The following is a 23363-nucleotide window of genomic DNA, read 5'->3' as shown; positions in this document are numbered from 1 at the left end:
GCGACTCGCCCTCGTTCAAGTACCTTCCGTCCTACCCCGTTATCTTGAACTGCCTACGGACGACGAGGAACATACCGATTTGATTTTGCTCGAAGATTTGATCATTCAATTTATCGATTCCCTATTTAAAGGGTTTGTCGTCGAATCGACGATGCCGTTCCGGATTACCCGTAACGCGGATATGCCTTTCCATGAGGAAGGGAGTCGCGATGTGTTGAAACAAATTGAAAAAGAGCTGAAAAAACGTCGCTATGGGGTCGCCATCCGGCTCGAAGTGCAGCAACGCTCATTACGAAAAGAACTGTTATTTATGCTTCAAGATGTGCTTGATTTGCACGACCGTGATATTTTCATTGTGGATGGTCCGATTGATTTGACCTTCCTGTTCGGTATATATAGTCAAATCGGGATAGAATATGACGACATGATCAATGAGACGTTGATCCCATTTATCCCGGAAGGTCTCGAATCCGGAAAAGATTTATTCCAAAGTATCGCCAAACAAGATTATCTTCTTCACCACCCGTACCACTCGTTCGACCCAATCGTACGATTCATCGTCCAAGCCGCTAAAGATCCGAACGTACTGGCGATCAAACAAACGCTGTATCGGGTCTCTGGGGACTCTCCGATTATCAAGGCCTTGACCGATGCAGCCGAGAGCGGTAAACAAGTGACCGTCCTCGTCGAATTGAAAGCACGATTTGACGAAGAGAAAAATATTCAATGGGCCAAACAACTTGAAAAAGCGGGCGCCCACGTCATTTACGGTTATAAAGAACTTAAGACGCATTCAAAAATCACACTCGTCGTACGTATTTTAGAAGGTGGTGTGTTGCAACGATTCATTCACCTCGGAACGGGCAACTATAATGACTCTACAGCAAAACTGTACACAGATATTGGGCTCTTGACGACAAACGAGGAACTTGCCGAGGATGCCACGAACTTCTTCAACTGGCTCTCCGGTTATGGAGAGCGACCATCTTGGCACCAATTCGAGACGTCACCTGATGATATGAAAGACTTCTTCCTCAACAAAATTGAAGATGAAATCAAACTACACGAGAAGTATGGGAACGGTAGAATCGTTGCGAAGATGAATTCGATTACAGACCGGGCCATCATCACAAAATTATATGATGCTTCGTCTGCAGGTGTAAAAATCGACTTGATTGTTCGAGGAATCTGTTGTTTACGCCCCGGAATTAAAGGTGTCTCTGAAAACATTCGAGTCATCTCCATCATTGATCGCTATCTCGAACATTCACGTATCTTTTATTTTTATCAAAATGGTAAAGAAGACTTGTATTGTTCTTCTGCAGATTGGATGACACGCAACATGAAGAAGCGGATTGAAATTCTCTTTCCAATCCTCAATGGATCGCATAAAACGTACATCAAAGATATGATGGCACTCCAACTTGTTGATAACGTGAAAGCAAGAAAACAACGTTCCGATGGTCGTTACGTATATGTGAAACAAGAGAATAAAGAGGAAGAAATTCAGTCTCAAATCATCATTCACCAATATACGGGAGGACGCTGGAACAACATCCCTAGCGTGTTCGAGCGAGAACCTTCAAACTGGGCTGAGCGCGAAGTTTTACGACTCCGAGCTGAAAACGAGAAAATGACGGATGACTGATGTTAGACTTCTCAAATTGAGAAAGTCATTGTATAATGAATGCGGTTCAGTCATTATAAAGCGCTTTCATTAGAAGAGACGGAGGAATCATACATGCAAGAAATTCTGCTTTCACTACTCGCTGGCTTAATCTGTGGTGCTATCTTCACAGCACTCAAATTGCCATTGCCAGCCCCGCCTGTATTACCAGGTGTCGTCGGAATCTTCGGGGTCTTCCTCGGGATGAAATTATATCAATTCGTCGTGGCAAACTGGCCATTCTAAAAAAAAACGATGCCTCTCAGGCATCGTTTTTTTAGTCTAACGTATGAATCGCTTTATGACAGGTTGGACACACCCAAATTCCGTGGTCATCTTGCAGATGATATTCCATCAGTTTTGATGCATCGTTTCCGTATCGTTCGAAAAGATTGATCTCACAAACTGAGCATGTTGTCACCGGAGCGTACGGGGCGACAAACTTCTCCCGAAACAAATGCGCTTCATAATTCTCTTTTGTCCATTTTGATGAGGGGACATGGTACCCATCCATCCATTTCTGATGAATCGACTCGTACGGTTCGTCCGCCTCATACATCCCTATCTTCAAAAGTGGGTGGTGAAAATGAAGTTGGATTAAATCGACCAAACTGTACGTCGCGACTTCTTCCTTTTTAGCGCCAAGCCAGTATGGATCGTCAGGTTGCTCGATCAATTCCTCTAACAATACCTCTGCCTCTGCCACGATCCCATGCCCGATCACTTCGATGAACGCTGTCGGGGTCGCCACGGACCCTTTTACATACACGGGACTTTGTTCAAGAAAATAGGTCGGGAAAGCGTGCCACACATCATATTGCGTTGGGTCGACCTGAAGGATTGTCATCGTTTATTGATAAGAAAGCGTGAAGCGTTCACGCCATTCAGGATCAAATTGATTCGCACGGAACATCTCGATCTCTTGTTTATATGGTGCCACTTTCGATTTTTCACTAACTGGAATATATGGCGTCTCTAAAATTTTTGGGAGATGTGCAAATGCCTCATGATGAATGATTCGATTTAATGTATCGAATCCAATCTCACCATACCCGATATTTTCGTGCCGGTCTTTTCTCGCACCGCGCACGTTTTTTGAATCATTCACATGAATCACACCAAGACGGTCGAGACCGACGATTCGATCGAATTCTTCAATCACTCCGTCCAAATCACCGACTAAGTCGTAGCCTGCATCATGTACGTGACACGTATCGAAACAGACAGAGAGACGGTTATTGTGTGTGACGCCGTCTATGATTGTTGCCAATTCTTCGAACGTCTTTCCGAGCTCGCTTCCCTTCCCTGCCATCGTCTCAAGCGCAATCTTAACCTGTTCGTCCCCAGTCAACACTTCATTCAGTCCTTCAATGATCCGGGCAAGACCAATGTCTTCCCCGGCACCAACATGAGCTCCTGGGTGAAGAACGACATGGCGAGCAACTTGGAGTGCTTCAGCACGCTTCAACTCTTGTGTCAAAAATGAAACGGCCAATTCGAACGTCTCAGGTTTTGTCGTATTTCCGAGGTTAATGATATAAGGTGCATGGACGACAATCTCTTCGATGTCGTGAGCAGCCATATGTGTGAGTGCCGCCTCGATATTCAAATCCTCAATCGGCTTTCGACGTGTATTTTGAGGAGCTCCCGTATACACCATCATCGTGTTCGCCCCATATGAAACAGCCTCTTCGCTACCTGCAAGTAGCATTTTTTTACCTGATACCGAAACGTGTGAACCTATTTTTAACATCATCATCTTCCCTTCATAAGCTTCTATCTTCAGTTTACACAAAAAGAAGAAACTAACGCTTGTTTTTCTTACGAGCGGCACGACGATCCGAGCGCTGCTGTTGCATGTGCTCGCGTGAAGCCGTCTCTTTTAACTTATACTTAAATTTCTTCTTATAGCCAGGTTTCACTTTCTTCTTCGCCTTCTTGATTTCACCGGCCATACGACTATGTGCCGTATGCGAGACTTTCATCTTCCGGTCTGTTTGGCGACGACGACGTGTTTTGATTGGCTGAATCGAACCATTGCGCAAGTCCACGTGTGTGAATTCGAACCCTCGTTCTTCGAGTCGGTTGATTGGTCCATTTTCATGGTCTTCATACAACGTATAAGCCTCACCAGAAGCGCCCGCACGACCTGTACGACCGACACGGTGCGTGTAGAAGTCAAGGTCTTTCGGAATCCCATGGTTGATGACGTGAGAAACGCCTGAGATGTCGATTCCTCGAGCTGCCAAGTCTGTAGCAATCACGTATTGATACTTCGCGTCGTTAATGTCCTTGATGGCTTGTTTACGGCGACGTGCCTGCATGTCCCCGTGTAACGTACCGACATTCAGTCCCGCTTCACGGAATGATGTCTCCAATTCATCCGCTTCTTGTTTCGTATTTGTGAATACGAGACAGACGAACGGATTGATTGCTTTTGCAATTTCGACGGTCAATTCCTTACGGTCACGGTGACGTACCGGGATGACGTGGTGCTTGATTTTTGGTGCGACACGATGTTCCGGGCTCGCTTCAGCAAAGCGCGGGTCATGCAAGTAACGCTTCAAGAACGGCTCGAGCTTCTCAGGGATTGTCGCTGAGAAGACCATCGTTTGAAGTTTTTCTGGAAGTGATTGCGCGATGCGGTCAACTTCCGGCAAGAATCCCATATCGAGCATTTGGTCAGCTTCATCGACAACGAAATGCGTCACTTTATGCGGGAACAATGCTTGTGCTTTCATCAAGTCAAGGATTCGTCCCGGTGTCCCGATAATGAGTTGTGGTGGATTTTTCATCTTATCGATTTGACGTTCGCGGTCTGTTCCTCCGACAATCAAACTTGATTTGATGTAATCCGGATTCTTAATGAGGATTGATTTTAATTCTTCATGAATCTGCCATGCGAGTTCACGTGTCGGTGCGACAACGATCGCTTGGACAGATTCCTCTTCTGGGTTGATCGCTTCTACGATCGGTAATAGGAACGCAAGTGTTTTCCCCGTTCCTGTTTGTGATTTCCCAATAATATCTCGACCATTCAGTGCAGCCGGAATAATCCGTGCTTGTATATCGGTCGGTTTCGTGATGCGTTTTTCTGTTAACGCATCGATCATAAACGGTAGCAATTTGAACTGTTGGAAGCTGTTCAATCGATACACCTCCTGTTTCTTTCCACTTTTCCTAGCATAGCGGAATCAAATCATTTGTCAATCAATCTTTTGCCACGCCTTCATATAAATAACTCGATGAATAATAATGCTTGGCAATTTTCTTTCCATTTAAATGTTGTTCGAGCGCTTTGAAGCCGACTTCCATCATCTCGTTCGGCGACTGAACGACAGTCGCATTGACCTTCCCATTTTGAATGAGTGGATAAATATCAGAAATGCCATCCACCGATACGATCGTCTTGTCCGATAAGTCATGACTTTCTAAAGCTCGGACGACACCGAACGTATTATCGTCATTGTGCGAAAAGACAGCATCAAATGGAATTTCTTCTTCTAACCAACGTGACATCTCAATCTCTGCTTGGAACGTATCATAGTTCCCCGTGATGGAGGCAATGATTTCGAATTGGTCGGCATTCGCTTTTTCATACTCCCGAATCCCAAGACTGCGGTCCATCGTGGAGCGTACCTTCGGCGTACCCCTCACCTCGACGACACGAATCGGTCGGTCCAGATCACTATATTTCGCGGCAATTTGTTCCGCTGCCATCCGGCCGATATCGACATTGTCGGAGACGACCGATGTCAATACACTGGGATGATCAATCATTCGGTCAATCGCAATAATCGGGATATTTTCTCGTTTTGCACGTTCTAACGACGGTTGGATGAACGTGTCATCGAGCGTCGTCAAGAAGATGGCCTCGACACCCCGATCAATCAAGGAGTCCAATTTTTCTTTTTCTAACACGCGTGAATCTTCACTCGTCGTAGGAATCGGGATAAATCCTTTTTGGTTGGCCGTATGAACGAACGAGTCTAACAGCTTGTTCGCATGCTCATGTTTATCGCTGACGAACACGAATCCCACTTCTTTTTCATCTGTTTTTTGCTCCGGTAATTGAATCGATGTGATCAGAAGGATCGTCATGGCCCAAACGATTGGTAACCAGAGCCAATAATGTTTGAGCGTTTTCATGATGGATCTCTCCTTGGAATTTTGATCAACATCGCCGTTCCTTTGTCGACGACGCTATCAATCTCCATCAATCCGTTCACACTCTTCAAGTATTCTTGAATCATGTAAATCCCAAGACCGTTTCCGTTGTCTTTCGTCGTGTTGAATGCCGAACCGACTGTCTTGAGTTGTTCTTCTGTCATACCAATCCCGTTATCTTCAATTAAGAACCGATATTCTTGCTCCGTAAAGAGAACGGTTACGACAACACTTCCCTCTGCACCTTTCGACTCGACAGCCTCGACCGCGTTTTTGAACAGGTTATAGATGATTTGAACGAGCATGTCGAACGAGGCATAGAAAGGAGGCATGTCATTCGGAACGAGTAATTCCCACTTGGTCGGACGCTTGTAACATTCAGCATCCATCAAGAATTCGAGTCGCTTCGCAAAGTCTAACATATCAATCCATTCTTCGTCTCTTCCTGCCTGATCAGGTTTGGCAAGTGTCAGCATCGTCGAGATTAAATCATTCGCCCGCTCCAATTCTTTGATGGCGACGTCTACCATGTCTTTATTGCTTTGTCCTTCTCGTGCCAACTGTAAAGTGATATGGACCGGTGTGAGCGGGTTTCGAATCTCATGGGCAATCCCGGCTGCCAATTGTCCAAGTGACGCTAGCTTTTCTTGATGCAAAATCAATTGTTGCTGGCTCAACTGTTCACGCCTTGATGTTTCCATCCGCTGGGCGTAATCGTTGTACGTATCCAGTAATGTCTCGACTTCTTTTGAACCGGTCCTCTCGAGCGTGATGGCACCGAGTGACTGCTGCTTCTTGATTTGATTGACAAGTTCGACGAGCGGATTCGTCAACGTTCGCGAGAGCAACAATCCGACAAGGATGCTCAAGAAGAACGTCACAAGTGCAATCATCAAGTACTGCCAACGCGTATCGTAGACCGTCTCATATACAGAGTCGTTCTGATGTTTTGCAAGCATGCTCCAGCCACTGACTCGTGCATCCGGTTCGTACATCATCGTGTCTTCTTCTGTACTTAAAATCGTACGTGTACTCCGTCCTAAAACGTTGTCAATGACTTCACGTGATACGCGACGTTCTGCATCTGTGACCAAGTTGAACGACGTCGTCAACACTTCTCCTTGTTCATCTAACAGGTAAAGAATCATGTCATCATTCGCTGACTCCAGCGACCGTCGGTACAAGTCAGAGTTGAGCACACTGATGCTTCCACCAAAAATACCGATTGGTCGGTTGTCTTCAATGACAGGAACATATAAGAACGTTCCCATGTCCCCACTAATCATGATAGGGTCACTCATATATAGTTCTTTTCCACTCGCAGTCAATACTTCTGCGAACTTGGGGTCACGTTTGATCACAGAAGAGGAAACTTGACGCTCAGAATACCATTTAAACGAATTCTTGCTGACATCATAATAGAAAATCGATGTAAAACTCGTTCGTTGATTTAAATACCCTGTCCGGATACGTTCTTCAATCCACGGTTCGTTTCCGACGTAAGCTCCAAGATAAACCAGGTCCTCATACAATTTACCGAGTCGGGACTCGACATTTTCAATACTATCGTCAATCGCATAGTCAAATTGCTCTTTCGCCAGCTCTTCTGCACGAGACACCGTGACGCGATCAGCAGAGAATGCAAGCGACGAGATAACAAGTGCTAAAATAATGATGATGATAAACGTAATTTGGAAAAAGTATGATTTTTTAAGTTCACGCAACTGTTTCATTCGATTCACGATGTCCCTCCTTTCTAACCTAAAAATTATAGCATGAATACACGCAAATCTTTTCGTATTTTCGAAACAATGTTAGACTAATACGTATGAAAGCACTTCGAAAGGAGCCTTCGTCTTCATATGAAAGTTAAAAAAATTAGTCCACGCGGATATTGCTATGGTGTCGTCGATGCCATGAAACTCGCAAATGAGGCGGTTGCAAATCCAGATTTGCCACGCCCGATTCATATACTCGGAATGATTGTCCATAATCGTCACGTCACACAGGCGTTCGTGAAACGATCGACCGCGGAACGGTCGTCTTCACGGCGCACGGGATTTCCCCACTCGTTCGGAAACGTGCCATTGAAAAAGGATTGACGATTGTCGATGCCTCTTGTCCTGACGTCCTCGTCACACACGATTTGATTCGGGAAAAAACGGCTGAAGGATATGATGTCATCTATATCGGGAAACATGGCCACCCAGAACCAGAGGGCGCGATTGGAGTCGCACCGAACCATGTTCATTTGATTCAATATGAACATGAAATCGATCAGTTACCGAGTCGGTTATTCGACCGGAAAATTCTCGTGACGAACCAGACGACGATGAGTCAATGGGATGTCGCTGCACTGATTGAGACGATTCAGTCCCGCTATCCACACGTTGAAGTGCATAACGAAATTTGTAATGCGACTCAAGTTCGTCAAGAAGCCGTAGCCGAACAAGCCGGAGACTGCGAATTATTAATCGTCGTCGGCGATCCAAAATCAAATAACTCGAATCGTTTGGCGCAAGTCTCTAAAGAGATTGCCGGCACAAATGCATATCGCATCGGCGATTTGAGCGAACTTGATTTGAACTGGCTCGAGGGTGTCGAGACCGTCGCCGTGACGTCTGGCGCATCTACACCGACACCGATCACGAAAAAGGTCATCGATTTCTTGTCACAGTACGATCCAGAAGATTTGAGTACGCATGATAAAACACCATATCTCGAACTTCGCAGTATCTTACCGAAAGTAAAGGCATTGCGTAAGTGAACGAATCCCCCATTCTGGTTGAGAATGGGGGATTTTTTGATGTCATCTGAATTGGAACGGATTTGTATTCGCTTCGGAAATCATCAACTCGACATCGATTTTTGCTTTCTGAAACTTCTCGGTGAGAATCCCGACCACACCATGCTTCATGACACTTTCGACGTGGTGTCCTGGGTCGACGACCGCGAGTCCGAGTGCCATCGCATCATGCGCCACGTGGAAGTATAAATCACCAGTCACGTAAGCATCTGCACCTTTGAAATGTGCAGCGGAAACATATTTGTTTCCGTCCCCTCCAAGTACAGCCACTTTCTCAATCAATCGTTTCGGGTCCCCGACGAAACGGACACCTTCCACTCCAAAGCTCGTCTTCACATGGTCGGCGAACGCTTCAAGTGTTACAGGACGTTCAAGTCGACCGATGCGTCCTAACCCGTATACGTGTCCTTCAATCTCATCTCGAATCAAATCGTATGCCACTTCTTCATACGGATGAGCATCTTTCATCGCTTTCAAGACTCGCTTCTTCTGGCTTTCGCGGACGACCGTCTCGATTCGAACCTCATCGACTTGTTCTGTCTCGTGTACTCTACCAATGAATGGTGTCGTCCCTTCAAGAGGAGTGAATTGTCCTTTTCCAGATACACGGAACTGACAATCCGCATAGTCTCCGATATGTCCGGCACCTGCTTTGCCTAATGCACGCGACACGTCTTCTGCGTGTGATTCCGGCACGAACACCGTTAATTTATAGACTGGCTCCTCATACGTTGGTACGAGTACTTTTGTGTCGTGCAACCCGATTGCTTCACTCATCCAATCGTTCACACCGCCAACACAAACATCTAAATTCGTATGTGCCACGTAGACCGCGATGTCATGCTGAATACATTTCATCGTGATTTTCCCTGCCGTAGAACGATCATTGACTTGAGATAACGGACTAAAGATAGGCGGATGATGGGCAATGATCAAATCCACCTTTTTCTCAATCGCTTCATCCACGACCGATTCAAGCACATCGAGCGTCACCATGACCCGTTTGACATCTTTATTTAGCGATCCGATCTGCAAGCCGATTTTATCTCCTTCGACTGCTAAGTGTTTTGGCGCAAACTCTTCAAACAACTGGATCACTTGATTGCCGTTCGCCATTACTGACTCACCTCTCTCATTTTGTCACGCATCCGTTTGAATTCGATTTGTTTTTGAACCAACGCCTCTGACTGAATGCCATCTGCCATTTGACCGAGTACATATTCGAGTTTATCCGCTTCACGACTCCACTTCAGTTTGAACGCCTCAGGGCGTTCCTGAATCAAATATGGACCGAATAATAGTTGCCAAGTCCGTTCTGTGAGATCGTCACTATACATCGTTTCAGTCCCTTTTTCGCCGACGAGAATCTCATATATCTTATCATTCTCTTCGACAATCGCTTCTTCGACGAGAACATATCCGTTCTCAAGCAACCAACTCCGAACGTGTTGTCCGTCGACATTCGGTTGAAGAATCAGACGCTCGACTGCACCGAGCTTCTCTTTCCCGGATTCTAGAATCGAACGAATCAAACTGCCACCCATCCCACAAATCGAGATACATGTCGCTTCGTCTTCATGTAATACAGCCAGACCATCACCGAGACGTACATCAATGACTTCTCGTGCTCCAATCAAGTCTACTTGTGCTTTCGCAGCTTCCATCGGACCAACATTTACTTCGCCTGCAATCCCCTTTGAAATGATTCCTTGTTGAAGGGCGTAGCATGGCACATATGCGTGATCCGACCCAATATCAGCGAGCACGCTTCCTTTCGGGATATAATCGACAACTTGCTTCAAGCGTCGATCTAAGATGACACGTTCTTGCATGTAAGACAACTCCTTTGTTCTACTTCTTCCCTAGCGTATCGAATTCTTTACACTTCGACAACAAAAAACGCACCCCGCTACGGAGTGCGCCACTTCTTATTGTTCGATCAACCAGTTCGCAAGCACTTCTGCTTCTTCAGCTGATGCAAGACCTGCAGGCATCGCACCTTGTCCGTTGACAATGATGTTTGCGATTTCTTCTGGTGAAAGACGATCGCCAACACCAGTAAGTGCTGGACCAACGCCACCTTCAAGGTTTCCGCCGTGGCAACCTGTGCAACCCTTCGCTGCATATAACTCTTCTGGGTTCATTTCAGTGACTGCTGGACCTTCAGCCGCTTGTTGCGCCTGATTCACACCAAAATACGATAATGATACCATGGCAATAATTGCGACGATTGCGATTGCCGCAAACGGTAACAATGGATTACGCATTGTAGTTCCCCCTCATGTTCATTCCAAATTTCTATCCAACACTATTTTACTCAAAAAATAATAAAGAAGGAAGGAAAATCACTCATTTTCCTTCCTTTCTTCTAAAACTTCACACTTTATTCAAATATGAACTTAATCGAGGAAGTCTTTCAAGCGTTTGGAACGACTTGGGTGACGTAATTTACGAAGAGCTTTCGCTTCGATCTGACGAATCCGCTCACGTGTGACGCCGAACACTTTCCCGACTTCTTCAAGTGTACGCGTACGACCATCGTCTAAACCGAAACGAAGACGAAGGACGTTTTCTTCACGGTCCGTCAACGTATCGAGCACGTCTTCTAACTGTTCTTTCAACAATTCATAGGCTGCCGCATCTTGTGGGGCCATTGCATCTTGGTCTTCAATGAAGTCACCGAGATGTGAATCGTCCTCTTCCCCAATTGGTGTTTCAAGTGACACCGGCTCTTGCGCGATTTTTAGAATCTCACGCACTTTTTCAGGTGTGAGCTCCATCTCTTTCGCAATCTCTTCTGGAGAAGGTTCACGACCGAGGTCTTGGAGCAATTGACGTTGAACGCGAATCAATTTGTTAATTGTTTCGACCATGTGAACCGGGATCCGGATTGTACGCGCTTGGTCAGCAATCGCACGAGTGATGGCCTGACGAATCCACCATGTCGCATAAGTCGAGAATTTGAACCCTTTCATGTAGTCGAATTTTTCGACTGCTTTGATGAGGCCCATGTTTCCTTCTTGAATCAAATCAAGGAAGAGCATCCCACGACCGACGTAACGTTTCGCAATCGACACGACGAGACGTAGGTTCGCTTCCGCAAGACGTTTTTTCGCTTCTTCGTCTCCTTGCTCGATTCGTTTCGCAAGCTCCGTCTCATCTTTCGCACTGAGAAGGTCGACACGGCCGATTTCTTTCAAATACATTCGGACCGGGTCGTTGATTTAAGTCGACTTCTTCATCTTCTTTTTTCGCAGGTGTTTCTTCTGCGTCAGCTGCGTCCTCTGTGACACGGATATCTTTCGCTTCTAAATCTTCGATGAAGTTATCAATGAAATCCGAATCCACCTCAAAATGACTGAGGCGGTCTTGAATTGCTTGCATTGAGACAACGCCTTTTTTCTTTCCTAACTTTTCGAGCTCTTCTATGGCGTTAAATAAATCCTCTTTCTTCTTCTCTGCCATTTAGCAGTTCAACTCCTTCCAAACTTCATCCACGTTCATCGTTCTCGTAGACGACGACTACGGGCAATCAATTCTTGTAGCTTGGACGCCTGGTCAACAATACTTTCGGCGTCTTGAGCGATTTCCCTTTTTGCACGCTCGATTTGACGTTGCTCCTCATAACTGTTTATGACCTGAATGTATTCGTCTAAAACCTCTTCAGACAGTTCATCCGGTCCAGCCATCAGTCGGATCTCCGCAAAACGCATCGCATAATCGGGACGTTGGTCGCAGTAACGCTCCATAAATGGCAACGTCACTTGATCGAACTCATCTTGTGTCATCGTCTCAGAGACGATTCCATACAATGCCGAACCTAGCATACGATGTGTCTCATCCTGATAACGTAGCCCTAGACGATCGCGTACAAAGCGGACTTGTTCCGGTCCAGTCAACATGGCACGTAACAAATACTTCTCTGCTTTCATCCAGCGTGGTTCGCCCGTTTTACTCGAACGTTTTCGAACGGGTTCCACAGGCTCCATCGTACGGACGGGTGTCGATTCGCTTGACGTCGGACGAGGAATTCTCGAACGAAGCGTCTCGAGCGGAATCTCAAACTCATCCGACAGCTTTTTCACATATAAATCTCTTCGAATCGAATCATTCGTCTTACCGATCTCTTCAAGCATAGATTCAATAAAGCGAATCCGTTCTCCTTCTCGGTTCAAGTTTTTTCCTCGTCTGAGCATGCGATTCATAAAATCAAGCACGCTCAACTGTTCCGTCTCGACAAACTGTTGCCAATGCGACGCCCCGTGTTGACGTATATAATCATCCGGGTCTGTCTTTTCGGGTAACGGTAAAACTTGTACATCGAGCGGGGATGACTCCAATAAGCGAATGACTTTTTGGGTCGCCTCTTGTCCCGCATGGTCTCCGTCATAGCAGATGATGACTTCTTCCACGATTCGTGACAATGCTCTTGCGTGTTGTGGAGAAAAGGCAGTTCCAAGTGATGCCACAACTTCTTGTGTACCCGCTTGCGCGACTTGTAAGACGTCTACGTTCCCTTCTACGAGAAAGACTCGCTTTTTCTTACGCATCAATGCCCGGGCTTGAGAGAAGCCGAATAGCAGTTCACTCTTGTTGAATAGCGGTGTTTCAGCCGTATTCACGTATTTTGGTTGACGATCATCAATCGCACGTCCACTGAAGCCAACGATGGTGCCGTCTCGATCCGCAATCGGAAAGACGACCCGTCCTTCAAATCGGTCAAAATATTCACCGGATTTGGACTTCGAAATTAAACCTGCCTCAACCATCACTTCTAAATCGAACCCTCGCCGCTCCAACAACTCGACAGTAAAGCGTCGTTGGTCTGGGGCAAATCCAATCTTGTATTGCGCAATCGTTTCTTCCGTTAAATCACGGTTGCGCAAATACGACAATCCCACTTCGCCAGCTTCCGTTTTCATCAAGACTTCATGGTACAAGTCCGCGACGAGCCGATGTGCATCACGCATTTGTTTACGCCATACTTGTTCACGTGTGAGTTCTTCGTCCCCTTGTATACCCTCTACTGAAATATTCGCGCGCGTTGCTAAACGCTCGACTGTCTCAGGAAAAGACAACCCTTCCGTCTCCATCACGAACGTGAATATGTTCCCTCCGGCACCACAACCGAAACAGTGATACATCCCTTTTTCAGGTGAAACGGAAAAAGACGGTGAGTTTTCGGAATGAAATGGACATAACCCGACAAGCCGATGCCCTTGTTTCTTTAATTCGACACGCTCGCCGATCAATTCGACGATATCGGTCGCTTGCTTCACTTCTGCGATGACTTCATCTGGTATCCGTGGCATCTTGACCACTCCCTGTTTCCAATCTCGCAACGAAACGGAACGCTCATCACGTTCCGTTTCACTGTACTGTCAATACTCTATTATACCCTCTCAAAGCAACGATTACTAATCGAAACACTTATGCAGATTAGTCGTCTTTTGATTGCTCGAGATGACGTAAGATAATACCCGCCGTCTCTTCGACCGCCTTGTTCGTCACATCGATCACATCACAACCGATTCGTTCATAAATCCCGCGAGCATATTCGAGCTCTCGATTGATTCGTTCAAGTTGTGCATAGTCTGCTTCCGGCTTCAAACCGAGTGACTTGAGGCGCTCCATTCGAATCGAAATCAACTTCTCTGGAGAGATGATTAACCCGACACACCGTTCTGCCGGTAAGTCGAATAACTCCTCCGGAGGTCGTGATTCTGGTACGAGTGGGACGTTCGCGACTTTATATCGCTTTAATGCCAAATACTGAGACAGTGGTGTCTTCGATGTTCGCGAGACGCCGACGAGTACGATGTCGGCTTTTTTCAGACCACGCGGGTCTCGACCATCGTCATATTTGACGGCAAATTCCATCGCTTCGATTTTACGGAAGTAATCATCGTCCAAGCGATAGATGAGTCCCGGTTTTTCACGCGGAGCTTCTTTTAGTTGTCCCGCTAATACATCGAGCAAATCACCGAGCAAGTCAACCGTCTTGACCTGGTGTTCTTCTCCGAGTTTCATGAGAAGCGCGCGATGCTCTTCATTGACGAGCGTGAATGCAATGATTGCGTGTTGCGCCTTCGCTTGAGTGACCACATCGATAATCGTCTGCTCATCCTCAACGAAGGGGATGCGGAGCGTTTCGATCGCATTCTCATGGAATTGGATACTCGCTGCTCGGACGACGAGCTCACACGTCTCCCCGACCGAGTCACTTACAACAAAAACGAGTTGTTTCGTAGTCAAATCGGTTTCCTCCTCAAATCGACTCATCGTTCGCTAAAGCAATGAGCACCTTCGTCATGTTCGTTTTCGTCATCCGACCGAGAACAATCAATTTGCCATCCTTCTCTTCAACGACAGGCATGGCATCGATTTGTTTCTCAATCAATTTCATTCCCGCACGAATCAATGTCTCGCTTTTCTCGCAAACCGTAATATTCGGCATGCGTGTCATGATGACATTGACCGGCAATTGATCCAAATCTTGATTCCCAATGGCGGCGCGGAGGAGGTCTTTACGTGACAATACCCCTACGAGTTCTCTGTCACGTCCGACAACGAACAACGAGCCCACATCTTCTAAGAACAGCGTAACAATCGCATCATATACCGTCATCTCATCCCGAACGACTTTCGCAGAGGACATGAAATCCCCGACAGTCAAGGAATCTAGCTTTTCTCGGAGCATCGACGAATTCCGTTTGCCAACAAACGTGTAGCCGACGCGAGGTCTTGCTTCAAGTATTCCTGTCATCGTCAAAATCGCAAGATCTGGACGCAAGGTCGCACGCGTCAGCGATAATTCCTGCGCGATTTGCTCCCCTGTAATCGGTCCATTTTCTTTTACAATCTCGACGATTTTTTGTTGGCGTTCATTCAGTTGCATAGCCAACCCCCTCTAGTTTGTTAGAGTACGAGCGCGTTGAAGTCTGCGACACTCTTAATCGTCGTAGCAAGTCGGTAGTCGGTTTTGGCGTACCGCCTCGTTATCACTCATGACCATTGTATGTTCGAAATACATCATAATTGGTGATTCAAGCGTCTGAAGAAGTTGAAGCGCTTTGTTGTAATCTCCTATTTGAACGGCATTCATCGCATCAGGAGCAGTCTGTTCAATCGCTTCATGTAATGCAACCTCTTGGTCGTTTTCAAACAATGACGGATTGACGTCTCCTGGCTCACCCTTTTTCGAGATATTGACGACGCGTGACAATTGCTCGATCAATGACTTCGCGTCCGTCGAAACGAATTGTTGAATCGCATGTGCACGAGCATCAAGACGATCAACCGTAAGCGTAGTCGTCAACACGGCATCAATCACGTCATAGCGAACTTGCTGTTCTTGCAAGCGATATTTCAAGCGAAGTGTAAAGAACTCCACGAGCTGTGCCTTGACTTGTTCTTTATCGGCTTCATAGAGTCCTGCCTCCAGTTGTAATTCGACAACTTTCGAAAGAAGTTTGTCGATTGAGAGGTCAATCTTCCAATCCCCAAGGATTTGTACGACCCCTTGTGCTTGCCGACGAAGTGCGAACGGATCTTGTGAACCACTCGGGATCATGCCGATACCAAAGAACGCAGCAATCGAATCGAGCTTATCTGCGAGAGCAAGCACGGCACCTGTTGCCGTCTCCGGAGACGAATCACCCGCGAAGCGTGGCATGTAGTGCTCACGAATCGCCGCAGCTACTTCCTTGTCCTCACCTTGCTGAAGGGCATACTTCTCACCCATGATTCCTTGAAGCTCTGTGAACTCGTAAACCATCTGGCTGACAAGATCAAACTTATGAATCGCACCAGCACGATTTACTTTTTCAAGATCTGCATCAAAGAGTGGTGCAAGGGCTTGTGCGATTTCGGTCACACGTCGTGCTTTCGCTCCAGTCGTTCCTAGCTTTTCGTGGAAAACGATTCGGTCGAGACGTGCAAGCTGGTCATCGATGTTTGTCTTCTTGTCTTCTTCATAGAAGAAGACCGCATCCGCAAGGCGCGCACGGATGACCTTTTCGTTCCCACGTGCGACGTTTTCAAGATGATCGGCATTCCCGTTTCGAACGGTCACGAAATAGTTTTTCAACGTTCCATCAACATATACCGGGAAATAGCGTTGGTGCTCTTTCATCGTCGTAATGAGGACTTCTTCCGGTAAGTCAAGATACGTCTCATCAAACTCACCAAAGAGTGCAGTCGGCCACTCGACTAAGTTCGTGACTTCCTCTAACAAGTCGGCATCAAGCGGAATCGTCCACCCTTGATTTGTCGCAAGCGTTTGAATTTGACGTTCGATTTCGGCTTTACGAGTCTCGTAGCTTACCATAACAAAGGCAGCCTCTAGCGCTTTCACATATTCAGCAGGTGACTCGACGACGACATCTCCCTTGCTGAGGAAACGGTGACCTCGAGTCACATTGCCTGTTTTCACGCCTTCAATCGTAAAGTCGATGACGTCTTGACCGAAGAGGGCGATCAACCAACGAATCGGACGCATGTAGCGTAAACTGCTCGTTCCCCACTTCATGTTTTTCGGGAACGTCAAGCTCCGAACGACATCTTCAAGGCCATTCAATAACGACATCGTATCTTGACCCGCCTCATGGCGTTCTGCGAAGACGTATTCAACACCTTTTTCTTCGGCGAAGTATAAGTCTTCTACTGTTAATCCACGACCACGAGCAAAACCTTCTGCCGCTTTCGACCAGTTCCCTTCAGCGTCTTGAGCAATCTTCTTCGCAGGTCCACGAAGGGTTTCCGTTAAATCTTGTTGTGTTTCTGCCACATCGCGAACGATTACAGCTAAACGACGAGGTGTAGAATATACGTCGATTGAACCAAATTCAACACGCGCTTCTTTCAAAAACGCATCGACGCGCTCTGCCAATTGCTTCTCTGAGCGCAAGACGTATTGAGCCGGTAATTCTTCTAATCCAATCTCTAGTAAAAGGTCACGCATTCAAGTCACCTGCTTTCTCTTGTTTCAAAAGCGGGAAGTCAAGGCGTTCCCGTTCTTCGATAAATTTAGCAGCACATGCACGTGACATATTACGGACGCGTTGGATGAATCCAGTACGTTCTGTCACGGAAATCGCACCTTTTGCGTCTAAAAAGTTGAACGTATGTGAACACTTCAAAATGTAATCGTACGCAGGGAAGACGAGATTTTCTTCGAGAGCACGTTTTGCTTCCTTCTCATATGTGTCAAATAGCGTAAAGAGCATATCGACGTCTGATAACTCGAACGTATATTTCGAGTGTTCGAACTCAGGCTGGTAGAAGATGTCTCCATACTTGAATCCATCCGTCCAAACGAGGTCGAATACACTCTCGACTTCCTGAATGTACGAAGCGAGGCGTTCGAGACCGTATGTGATTTCAACTGCAATCGGGTCACACTCAATTCCCCCGACTTGTTGGAAATACGTAAATTGCGTGATTTCCATCCCGTTCAGCCATACTTCCCAACCGAGACCGGCTGCTCCGAATGTCGGGTTTTCCCAGTTATCTTCAACGAAGCGAATGTCATGCTCGAGCGGGTTGATTCCAATCAACTCGAGACTTTCTAAGTACAACTCTTGGATGTTGCTCGGCGACGGTTTCATGATCACCTGGAACTGATGGTGTTGATACAGGCGGTTCGGGTTTTCCCCATAACGTCCGTCAGCCGGGCGGCGTGACGGTTCCGTGTAACAAACGTTCCAAGGCTCTGGACCAAGGCTTCTAAGGAACGTCATCGGGTTCATCGTCCCTGCTCCTTTTTCCACATCGTACGCTTGCATCGTCAAACAACCTTTCGATGCCCAAAAGTTTTGTAGCGTGAGAATAATCTCTTGCACAGTCATGTGCTTCATATATGACACCTCCAATAGTATTGAAACGACAAAAAACGCCCCTATGTGCCTAGCACATAGGGACGGGATTGATTCCCGCGGTTCCACCCTACTTGCCCCAACAACGGGGCCACTCTTAAAAGATGTGGGCGCTCTGGAATCGCCATTCACTCTTCTCATGACGCTCGGCTCACACCACCCCGAACTCGCTTCATTCATGACAGGAAGAGTTACTTTTTTCCTTCATCGCGCACGCTATTTCATTTGTCTAATCGTAACTCATCGTATCGAATTCAGTTTGAAAAGTCAATCCTCATTCAGATGAAGCCGGATCATTTGGTCGAGCACTCGTTTCGTCTTCAATCGGAGTCCGCTATATGACTCCATGTATGCATCAAAGAGTTGACGCAAGAGGAGTCTAGAGTCGTTCGATAATGGTACGTTCCGAAATTCCGACAGTTCATGTTTGCTCATCAAGTAAAGCAATTTGGCAAGACGTTCTGATAATCGAACACCCGCCAGAGGCGACCGAGAAATACATCGGATCCGTCACGTCTCCACAGCGGACGCACCCTGTCAGCACAGGAGAAACACCTAGAAGGTGCAAGATGCGCAGTTCGAGATGATGGGTGATCACATCTGCGTCCATGCCCGCATTCAATGCTTGAAGCGCATCCTGTAAAATCCGAAAGAGTGGACGATTTTGTACCCGATCCTCGACAGACCGGTCGACGAGCTCCAACCAATACATGGCGTACGCCATCCGGTCGACATCTTTCCGGATTTCCGGATAGGACGTTATGACATCGGATGATTTTAACTGAGCGAGCCCACGGCTAGAGGGGAAAATATACACACCTTCTACAAACGGTTGGCTCGAGGCATGAAACCGGCTCCCCGGTTTTTTTGCGCCTCGTGCCATAATCGCAACTTTGCCAAGCTCTTCTGAAAACAATGTCACGACTTTATTCGATTCACCATAATTGACGGTACGAATGACGATTCCCGTGACTTTTTGTAACATGGCTTAATACTCGTCGTCGCGGAAACCGAGGTCACGAAGCTGACCCATCTTGTTACGCCAGTCTTTCTGGACTTTGACCCAAAGGTTCAAGTACACTTTCGTGCCGAGAAGTGCCTCGATGTCTTGACGGGCATCTGTCCCGATTTCACGGAGCATCGTCCCTTTTTTCCCGATGATGATTCCTTTTTGTGAATCACGTTCCACCATGATGACGGCTTCGACATCGATCATCTCCGAATTATCACGTTTCTTGATTGATTCGATTGCCACAGCGATCGAATGCGGGACTTCGTCTCGCGTCTTATGCAACACTTTTTCGCGAATCATCTCTGAGATGATAAATCGTTCCGGGTGGTCTGTCACTTGATCGGCCGGGTAGTACATCGGTCCTTCAGGTAACAATTTCTTGATTTCTCCTAAGAGCGGTTCGACGTTATTGCCTTGTAAAGCCGAGATTGGGACGTACGCTGCGAAGTCCAATTCATTTGTATATTGCTCGATCACTTTCGGCAGTTCATCCGGGTGAATCAAGTCGATTTTATTCATTACCAAAATGATAGGTGTGTCGAGTCCTTTCAATTTTTCAATGATGAAGTCATCGCCAGCACCACGAGGTTCCGTCACGTTCACCATGAAAAGAATTGCATCGACTTCGCGAAGGGCGTTCGTCGCCACTTTCATCATAAAGTCGCCGAGGCGGTGTTTTGGTTTATGGATTCCCGGTGTATCGATGAAAATGATTTGGGAATCATCCGTCGTATACACACCCTGTACTTTATTTCGTGTCGTTTGTGGTTTATCCGACATGATGGCAATCTTTTGACCAATCACGCGGTTGAGGAATGTTGACTTTCCGACGTTCGGTCGACCAATGATCGACACGAAACCAGATTTAAAATCTTCTTGATACATAATGCACCTGCTTTCTCAATTTCAGAACTCTTAGTATAGCACGTTCCATAGCCTTGGACCGAATATAATGAGTGCTGTCACAGCCGCTCCGACTGAAGCGACGAGGACGGCACCCGCGGCCACATCTTTCGCCTGTTTCGCGAGCGGGTGGACATCTTTTGTGACAAGGTCGACCGCCCGCTCAATTGCTGTGTTCATGAGCTCTAAACTCAGGACTAACGTCACCCAGGCAAGGAGGACGAGATTTTCCATCCTTGTCGTTTGTAGCCAAATCGCGACAGCAAATACGAGTAAGGCGGATATGAGATGGACACGCATATTCCGTTCTGTCCGAATGGCACGGAGGATTCCCTCACATGCCACACGAAACGGTCTCACACGTTGCCTCGCTTCAACTCGAAATGAGTGAGAACTTCCTCTTGTCTTGCAGTCATTTCAGCCTCTTCCTCTGGCGTCATATGGTCATATCCCAACAGATGAAGGAATCCATGGATGGCCAAGAAACCAAGTTCTCGCTCAAAGGAATGACCGTAGTCCGCCGCTTGTTCTCGGCATCGTTCCACCGAGATAACCAAGTCCCCGAGGAGATGCGGTTCGTCCTCATCGAGTGTGAAGTCCATCTCGTCTTCGCCCATCTCATCAAAGGCAAAGCTGATTACATCGGTCGGGGCATCTTTGCCTCTCCATTCCCGATTCACCTCATGGATTTCTTCATTCGTTAAATACGTGACCGACAATTCACTCGGCTCTTCGACCTCTTCTAACTGTGCGGCATGTTGTAGAATCGACTCGACAAGCTCGATTTGAGAAGCCGTCAACAATTCATGTTCATCGTTCGAGATGATTTGCATGTAGTTCTCCCTCTTTCTTTAGTTCTGGATATTCAATTCGTTCGTGGAACAAGCCCGTCAACGTCTCGCATGCGCTCTCACCGACGCGCCAAATTTCTTTTGTGGTCAAGTCGCAGTCTTCAAACTGTCCGTCTGCCAGCTTATCACGGATGATGGCACGAACGAGCATCCGGATTTTCTCCGGTGTCGGTTGTTTTTGCGAACGAACGGCCGCTTCGATTGAGTCGACAATCATGACGACCGCTGCTTCACGTGTTTGAGGCTTCGGACCAGGATAACGATATCGAGACTCCACCACTTCCTTCTCATGATCTTCTTTCGCTTTGACAAAGAAGTATTTCAATAAAGATGTTCCATGATGTTGCTCAGCAATATCGATGATTTCCTTTGGTAGTTTATAGCGTCGCAACAAATCGGCCCCATCATAAGGGTGAGCCATGATGATGTCAGCGGACTCTTCTGGTGTCAGACGATCGTGTGGATTCCCTCCACCTTGCTGATTTTCAATGAAGTGAAGAGGACGTTCCGTTTTCCCGAGGTCGTGGTAATAACTCGCCACCCTCGCGAGCAACCCGTCCGCCCCAATGGCTTCACATGCCGATTCCGCCAAGTTTGCCACCATCATACTATGATGATACGTGCCTGGCGCCTCCATTAAGAGCTTTCGGAGCAATGGATGTGTCGGACTCATCAATTCGACGAGTCTACCAGACGACAAGACGCCAAACCAAGGTTCTAGGAAAGGCAAGAATCCAAATGTCAACACGATGGATAACAATGCGCTGATGACGGCGAACCCAGAAAGGTACATCGCCATTTCCCAAGTCACTTGAACGTTTCGTAATAAGAGCAACGCGATGACCATGATGATATTCACGATGCCGAGCAAGACGCCCGACAAGAACAAGCGCTTCCGCTGAATTTTTGGCTCGACTAAAAAGACGGCTAAGAAACTTCCGGTCGCGACATATACCAATGTCATGAAGTTTGTGCTTTGTCCGAATGTGACGACGATACTTCCCGCAATCATGGTAATGAACGCCGATGCGAGGGCGACACGCTCGTCAATCAAAATACGTAGTAATAATACGACGAAGGCGGTCGGTGCCAAAAGATAAGCATACGTCGTGTAGTCGACGCCGATGTATCCGACGCCAAAGAAGATACCGAGTTGTAACAGAAGCAACCCATAGACGGTCACTAATATTTTAGGGCTTAGTAATAGATCTTTGATTTTCGAGCGGATAAGCATGAATAAGAAACCGCCCGTCAATAATCCGCTCAATAAGAATGATCCGAACAGTGGAGCGAGTGACCGGTTCGGATCGATCGCTCCAGTGAGTTCTAGCTTCCGATAAATCTCACGCGTGACGACTTCCCCTTGACTGACAAGAAGTTGCCCTTCTTGGATGATGACAGGATCGACTGCATCTACGGCTTCTTGTTCTTTTTGACGAGTTGCTTCAGAGTCAAACACATAGTTCGGAACGATGAGTTCATCGCTTAATGTTTTTGCAATCGCACGGAATTCAAACGAGAGTGGTGATTGATCGACGATTGCAGCCGCGCGGTCTCTGGCCGCTGCGACCGCTTCATTACTCGTCTCAATCCGATCATCCATCACTTGTTGCAAAGCCGTCACCGTCACGTCTTCAACGGTTTGGCGCGTATCTTCCGTCGCCTCGAGGAGTGAGTTCAGCTCTTCGTCTGCGAGTACCCCGCTCGCTTCCGTCGAGTTCAGACGGCTCTTGATATCTGCCAGTTCCGTCTCTTCATCAGTTTGGTCGAACGCCGCGAACAATTGCTCGACTTTAGCAATCTGTTGATCGGCAAATTCCCGACGAAGCGAAAACTGACTGCCGACGCCGTTCGTTACTTCTTGTTTCAACCGTTCAGTCGCTACTCGGTCCTCGACCGTAATCGGAGACCGGATGTCCTGCTCGGCAATCCCTAACGGTTCCACACTGATAATGGATGGGCGCACGGTGAAGTATAGAATGGCACCTAGTAAGAGAAAGAAAATCAGCGAAATCGTCGCGACTGTCCAATGTTTGGCTTGCTGCATTCGTGTGCCCCCCTTTCACGATCGTTGGCCTCACTA

Annotated in this window: 18 protein-coding genes and 4 pseudogenes; 3 read left to right on the top strand and 19 right to left on the bottom strand. The window is 47.1% G+C overall.

All coding sequences use genetic code 11. From position 1 onward, the window contains the following. Both ppk1 and ON063_RS07775 read left to right on the top strand, forming a co-directional pair. Positions 1 to 1648, top strand: a 1648-nt coding sequence (gene ppk1, locus ON063_RS07780) for a polyphosphate kinase 1 (protein WP_274664754.1), incomplete at its 5' end; no start/stop codon positions are given. 93 nt (positions 1649 to 1741) lie between these two features. Beyond that, positions 1742 to 1912 (top strand): DUF1427 family protein, encoded by a 171-nt coding sequence (locus ON063_RS07775; protein ID WP_274664753.1) that lies wholly within the window; start codon positions 1742 to 1744, stop codon positions 1910 to 1912. Between the two features lie 31 nt (positions 1913 to 1943). Here the strand turns inward: ON063_RS07775 and ON063_RS07770 are convergent, their stop codons facing one another. The 5 genes from ON063_RS07770 to ON063_RS07750 form a co-directional block, all read right to left on the bottom strand. Further along, positions 1944 to 2513 carry a hypothetical protein gene (locus ON063_RS07770; RefSeq protein ID WP_274664752.1) on the bottom strand — a complete coding sequence of 190 codons (570 nt, stop codon included), beginning with the start codon at positions 2511 to 2513 and terminating at the stop codon, positions 1944 to 1946. 3 nt (positions 2514 to 2516) lie between these two features. Further along, complete coding sequence (locus tag ON063_RS07765) at positions 2517 to 3419, bottom strand: deoxyribonuclease IV (RefSeq protein WP_274664757.1); 903 nt, start codon at positions 3417 to 3419, stop codon at positions 2517 to 2519. Positions 3420 to 3471: 52 nt separating this feature from the next. Continuing rightward, positions 3472 to 4815, bottom strand: a complete 1344-nt coding sequence (locus ON063_RS07760) for a DEAD/DEAH box helicase (RefSeq protein ID WP_214693072.1) — start codon at positions 4813 to 4815, stop codon at positions 3472 to 3474. A 61-nt stretch (positions 4816 to 4876) separates the two neighbouring features. Beyond that, positions 4877 to 5815 carry a sugar ABC transporter substrate-binding protein gene (locus ON063_RS07755; RefSeq protein WP_214749196.1) on the bottom strand — a complete coding sequence of 313 codons (939 nt, stop codon included), beginning with the start codon at positions 5813 to 5815 and terminating at the stop codon, positions 4877 to 4879. Continuing rightward, on the bottom strand, positions 5812 to 7566 hold the full coding sequence (locus ON063_RS07750; protein WP_274664756.1) for a sensor histidine kinase: 1755 nt from the start codon (positions 7564 to 7566) through the stop codon (positions 5812 to 5814). Before ON063_RS07750 ends, ON063_RS07755 begins: the two co-directional genes overlap by 4 nt. Before the next feature lie 129 nt (positions 7567 to 7695). On the opposite strand from ON063_RS07750, the pseudogene ON063_RS07745 reads away from it, so the two are divergent. Beyond that, positions 7696 to 8600: pseudogene (locus tag ON063_RS07745) on the top strand (4-hydroxy-3-methylbut-2-enyl diphosphate reductase). A 42-nt stretch (positions 8601 to 8642) separates the two neighbouring features. Here the strand turns inward: ON063_RS07745 and ON063_RS07740 are convergent. The 14 genes and pseudogenes from ON063_RS07740 to ON063_RS07675 form a co-directional block, all read right to left on the bottom strand. Further along, positions 8643 to 9755, bottom strand: a complete 1113-nt coding sequence (locus ON063_RS07740; RefSeq protein WP_274664751.1) for a Nif3-like dinuclear metal center hexameric protein — start codon at positions 9753 to 9755, stop codon at positions 8643 to 8645. Then, positions 9755 to 10471: a tRNA (adenine(22)-N(1))-methyltransferase gene (locus ON063_RS07735; protein ID WP_274664750.1), complete on the bottom strand. Its 717-nt coding sequence runs from the start codon at positions 10469 to 10471 to the stop codon at positions 9755 to 9757. The genes ON063_RS07740 and ON063_RS07735 overlap by 1 nt, the downstream gene beginning before the upstream one ends. A 96-nt stretch (positions 10472 to 10567) precedes the next feature. Further along, positions 10568 to 10906, bottom strand: a complete 339-nt coding sequence (gene cccA / locus ON063_RS07730) for a cytochrome c550 (RefSeq protein ID WP_012726639.1) — start codon at positions 10904 to 10906, stop codon at positions 10568 to 10570. A 132-nt stretch (positions 10907 to 11038) separates the two neighbouring features. Beyond that, a pseudogene (gene rpoD, locus ON063_RS07725) lies at positions 11039 to 12104 on the bottom strand (RNA polymerase sigma factor RpoD). 35 nt (positions 12105 to 12139) lie between these two features. Beyond that, positions 12140 to 13951: a DNA primase gene (gene dnaG, locus ON063_RS07720; RefSeq protein WP_274664749.1), complete on the bottom strand. Its 1812-nt coding sequence runs from the start codon at positions 13949 to 13951 to the stop codon at positions 12140 to 12142. Positions 13952 to 14078: 127 nt separating this feature from the next. After that, entirely contained in the window at positions 14079 to 14921 is an 843-nt protein-coding gene (locus ON063_RS07715) for a pyruvate, water dikinase regulatory protein (protein WP_214749215.1), read from the bottom strand. Then, complete coding sequence (locus tag ON063_RS07710; RefSeq protein WP_074033362.1) at positions 14908 to 15537, bottom strand: helix-turn-helix transcriptional regulator; 630 nt, start codon at positions 15535 to 15537, stop codon at positions 14908 to 14910. The genes ON063_RS07715 and ON063_RS07710 overlap by 14 nt, the downstream gene beginning before the upstream one ends. Before the next feature lie 20 nt (positions 15538 to 15557). Next, positions 15558 to 17601: pseudogene (gene glyS / locus ON063_RS07705) on the bottom strand (glycine--tRNA ligase subunit beta). Beyond that, the gene (gene glyQ / locus ON063_RS07700) at positions 17594 to 18487 is read right to left on the bottom strand and encodes a glycine--tRNA ligase subunit alpha (RefSeq protein ID WP_274664755.1); all 894 of its coding nucleotides are present in this window, start codon (positions 18485 to 18487) and stop codon (positions 17594 to 17596) included. The pseudogene glyS and the gene glyQ overlap by 8 nt, the downstream one beginning before the upstream one ends. A 294-nt stretch (positions 18488 to 18781) precedes the next feature. Further along, positions 18782 to 19499: pseudogene (recO, locus tag ON063_RS07695) on the bottom strand (DNA repair protein RecO). 3 nt (positions 19500 to 19502) lie between these two features. After that, a complete protein-coding gene (gene era / locus ON063_RS07690; RefSeq protein WP_074033366.1) occupies positions 19503 to 20411 on the bottom strand; it encodes a GTPase Era in 909 nt (302 codons plus the stop codon). A gap of 30 nt (positions 20412 to 20441) precedes the next feature. Beyond that, complete coding sequence (locus tag ON063_RS07685) at positions 20442 to 20789, bottom strand: diacylglycerol kinase family protein (RefSeq protein ID WP_274664747.1); 348 nt, start codon at positions 20787 to 20789, stop codon at positions 20442 to 20444. Then, positions 20786 to 21262 carry an rRNA maturation RNase YbeY gene (ybeY, locus tag ON063_RS07680; protein ID WP_214693109.1) on the bottom strand — a complete coding sequence of 159 codons (477 nt, stop codon included), beginning with the start codon at positions 21260 to 21262 and terminating at the stop codon, positions 20786 to 20788. The genes ON063_RS07685 and ybeY overlap by 4 nt, the downstream gene beginning before the upstream one ends. Then, positions 21240 to 23327 carry an HD family phosphohydrolase gene (locus tag ON063_RS07675; RefSeq protein ID WP_274664746.1) on the bottom strand — a complete coding sequence of 696 codons (2088 nt, stop codon included), beginning with the start codon at positions 23325 to 23327 and terminating at the stop codon, positions 21240 to 21242. The genes ybeY and ON063_RS07675 overlap by 23 nt, the downstream gene beginning before the upstream one ends. Between the last annotated feature and the right edge of the window lie 36 nt (positions 23328 to 23363).

Origin of the sequence: Exiguobacterium sp. B2(2022) (genome assembly GCF_028823655.1) — a bacterium.
Classification (GTDB): Bacteria; Bacillota; Bacilli; order Exiguobacteriales; family Exiguobacteriaceae; genus Exiguobacterium; species Exiguobacterium aestuarii_A.
The sequence above is the reverse complement of the archived record's forward strand: the minus strand, read 5'-3'. Positions and strand labels throughout refer to the sequence as shown.

Coding starts and splice junctions, on each gene's coding strand:
- ON063_RS07735 (WP_274664750.1), bottom strand. CDS start 10,471: ATGCAAGAACGTGTCATCTTAGATCGACGCTTGAAGCAAGTTGTCGAT.
- ON063_RS07765 (WP_274664757.1), bottom strand. CDS start 3,419: ATGTTAAAAATAGGTTCACACGTTTCGGTATCAGGTAAAAAAATGCTA.
- cccA (WP_012726639.1), bottom strand. CDS start 10,906: ATGCGTAATCCATTGTTACCGTTTGCGGCAATCGCAATCGTCGCAATT.
- glyQ (WP_274664755.1), bottom strand. CDS start 18,487: ATGACTGTGCAAGAGATTATTCTCACGCTACAAAACTTTTGGGCATCG.
- ON063_RS07675 (WP_274664746.1), bottom strand. CDS start 23,327: ATGCAGCAAGCCAAACATTGGACAGTCGCGACGATTTCGCTGATTTTC.
- ON063_RS07710 (WP_074033362.1), bottom strand. CDS start 15,537: ATGCAACTGAATGAACGCCAACAAAAAATCGTCGAGATTGTAAAAGAA.
- ON063_RS07770 (WP_274664752.1), bottom strand. CDS start 2,513: ATGACAATCCTTCAGGTCGACCCAACGCAATATGATGTGTGGCACGCT.
- ybeY (WP_214693109.1), bottom strand. CDS start 21,262: ATGCAAATCATCTCGAACGATGAACATGAATTGTTGACGGCTTCTCAA.
- ON063_RS07775 (WP_274664753.1), top strand. CDS start 1,742: ATGCAAGAAATTCTGCTTTCACTACTCGCTGGCTTAATCTGTGGTGCT.
- ON063_RS07740 (WP_274664751.1), bottom strand. CDS start 9,755: ATGGCGAACGGCAATCAAGTGATCCAGTTGTTTGAAGAGTTTGCGCCA.
- era (WP_074033366.1), bottom strand. CDS start 20,411: ATGTATCAAGAAGATTTTAAATCTGGTTTCGTGTCGATCATTGGTCGA.
- ON063_RS07750 (WP_274664756.1), bottom strand. CDS start 7,566: ATGAAACAGTTGCGTGAACTTAAAAAATCATACTTTTTCCAAATTACG.
- dnaG (WP_274664749.1), bottom strand. CDS start 13,951: ATGCCACGGATACCAGATGAAGTCATCGCAGAAGTGAAGCAAGCGACC.
- ON063_RS07715 (WP_214749215.1), bottom strand. CDS start 14,921: ATGAGTCGATTTGAGGAGGAAACCGATTTGACTACGAAACAACTCGTT.
- ON063_RS07755 (WP_214749196.1), bottom strand. CDS start 5,815: ATGAAAACGCTCAAACATTATTGGCTCTGGTTACCAATCGTTTGGGCC.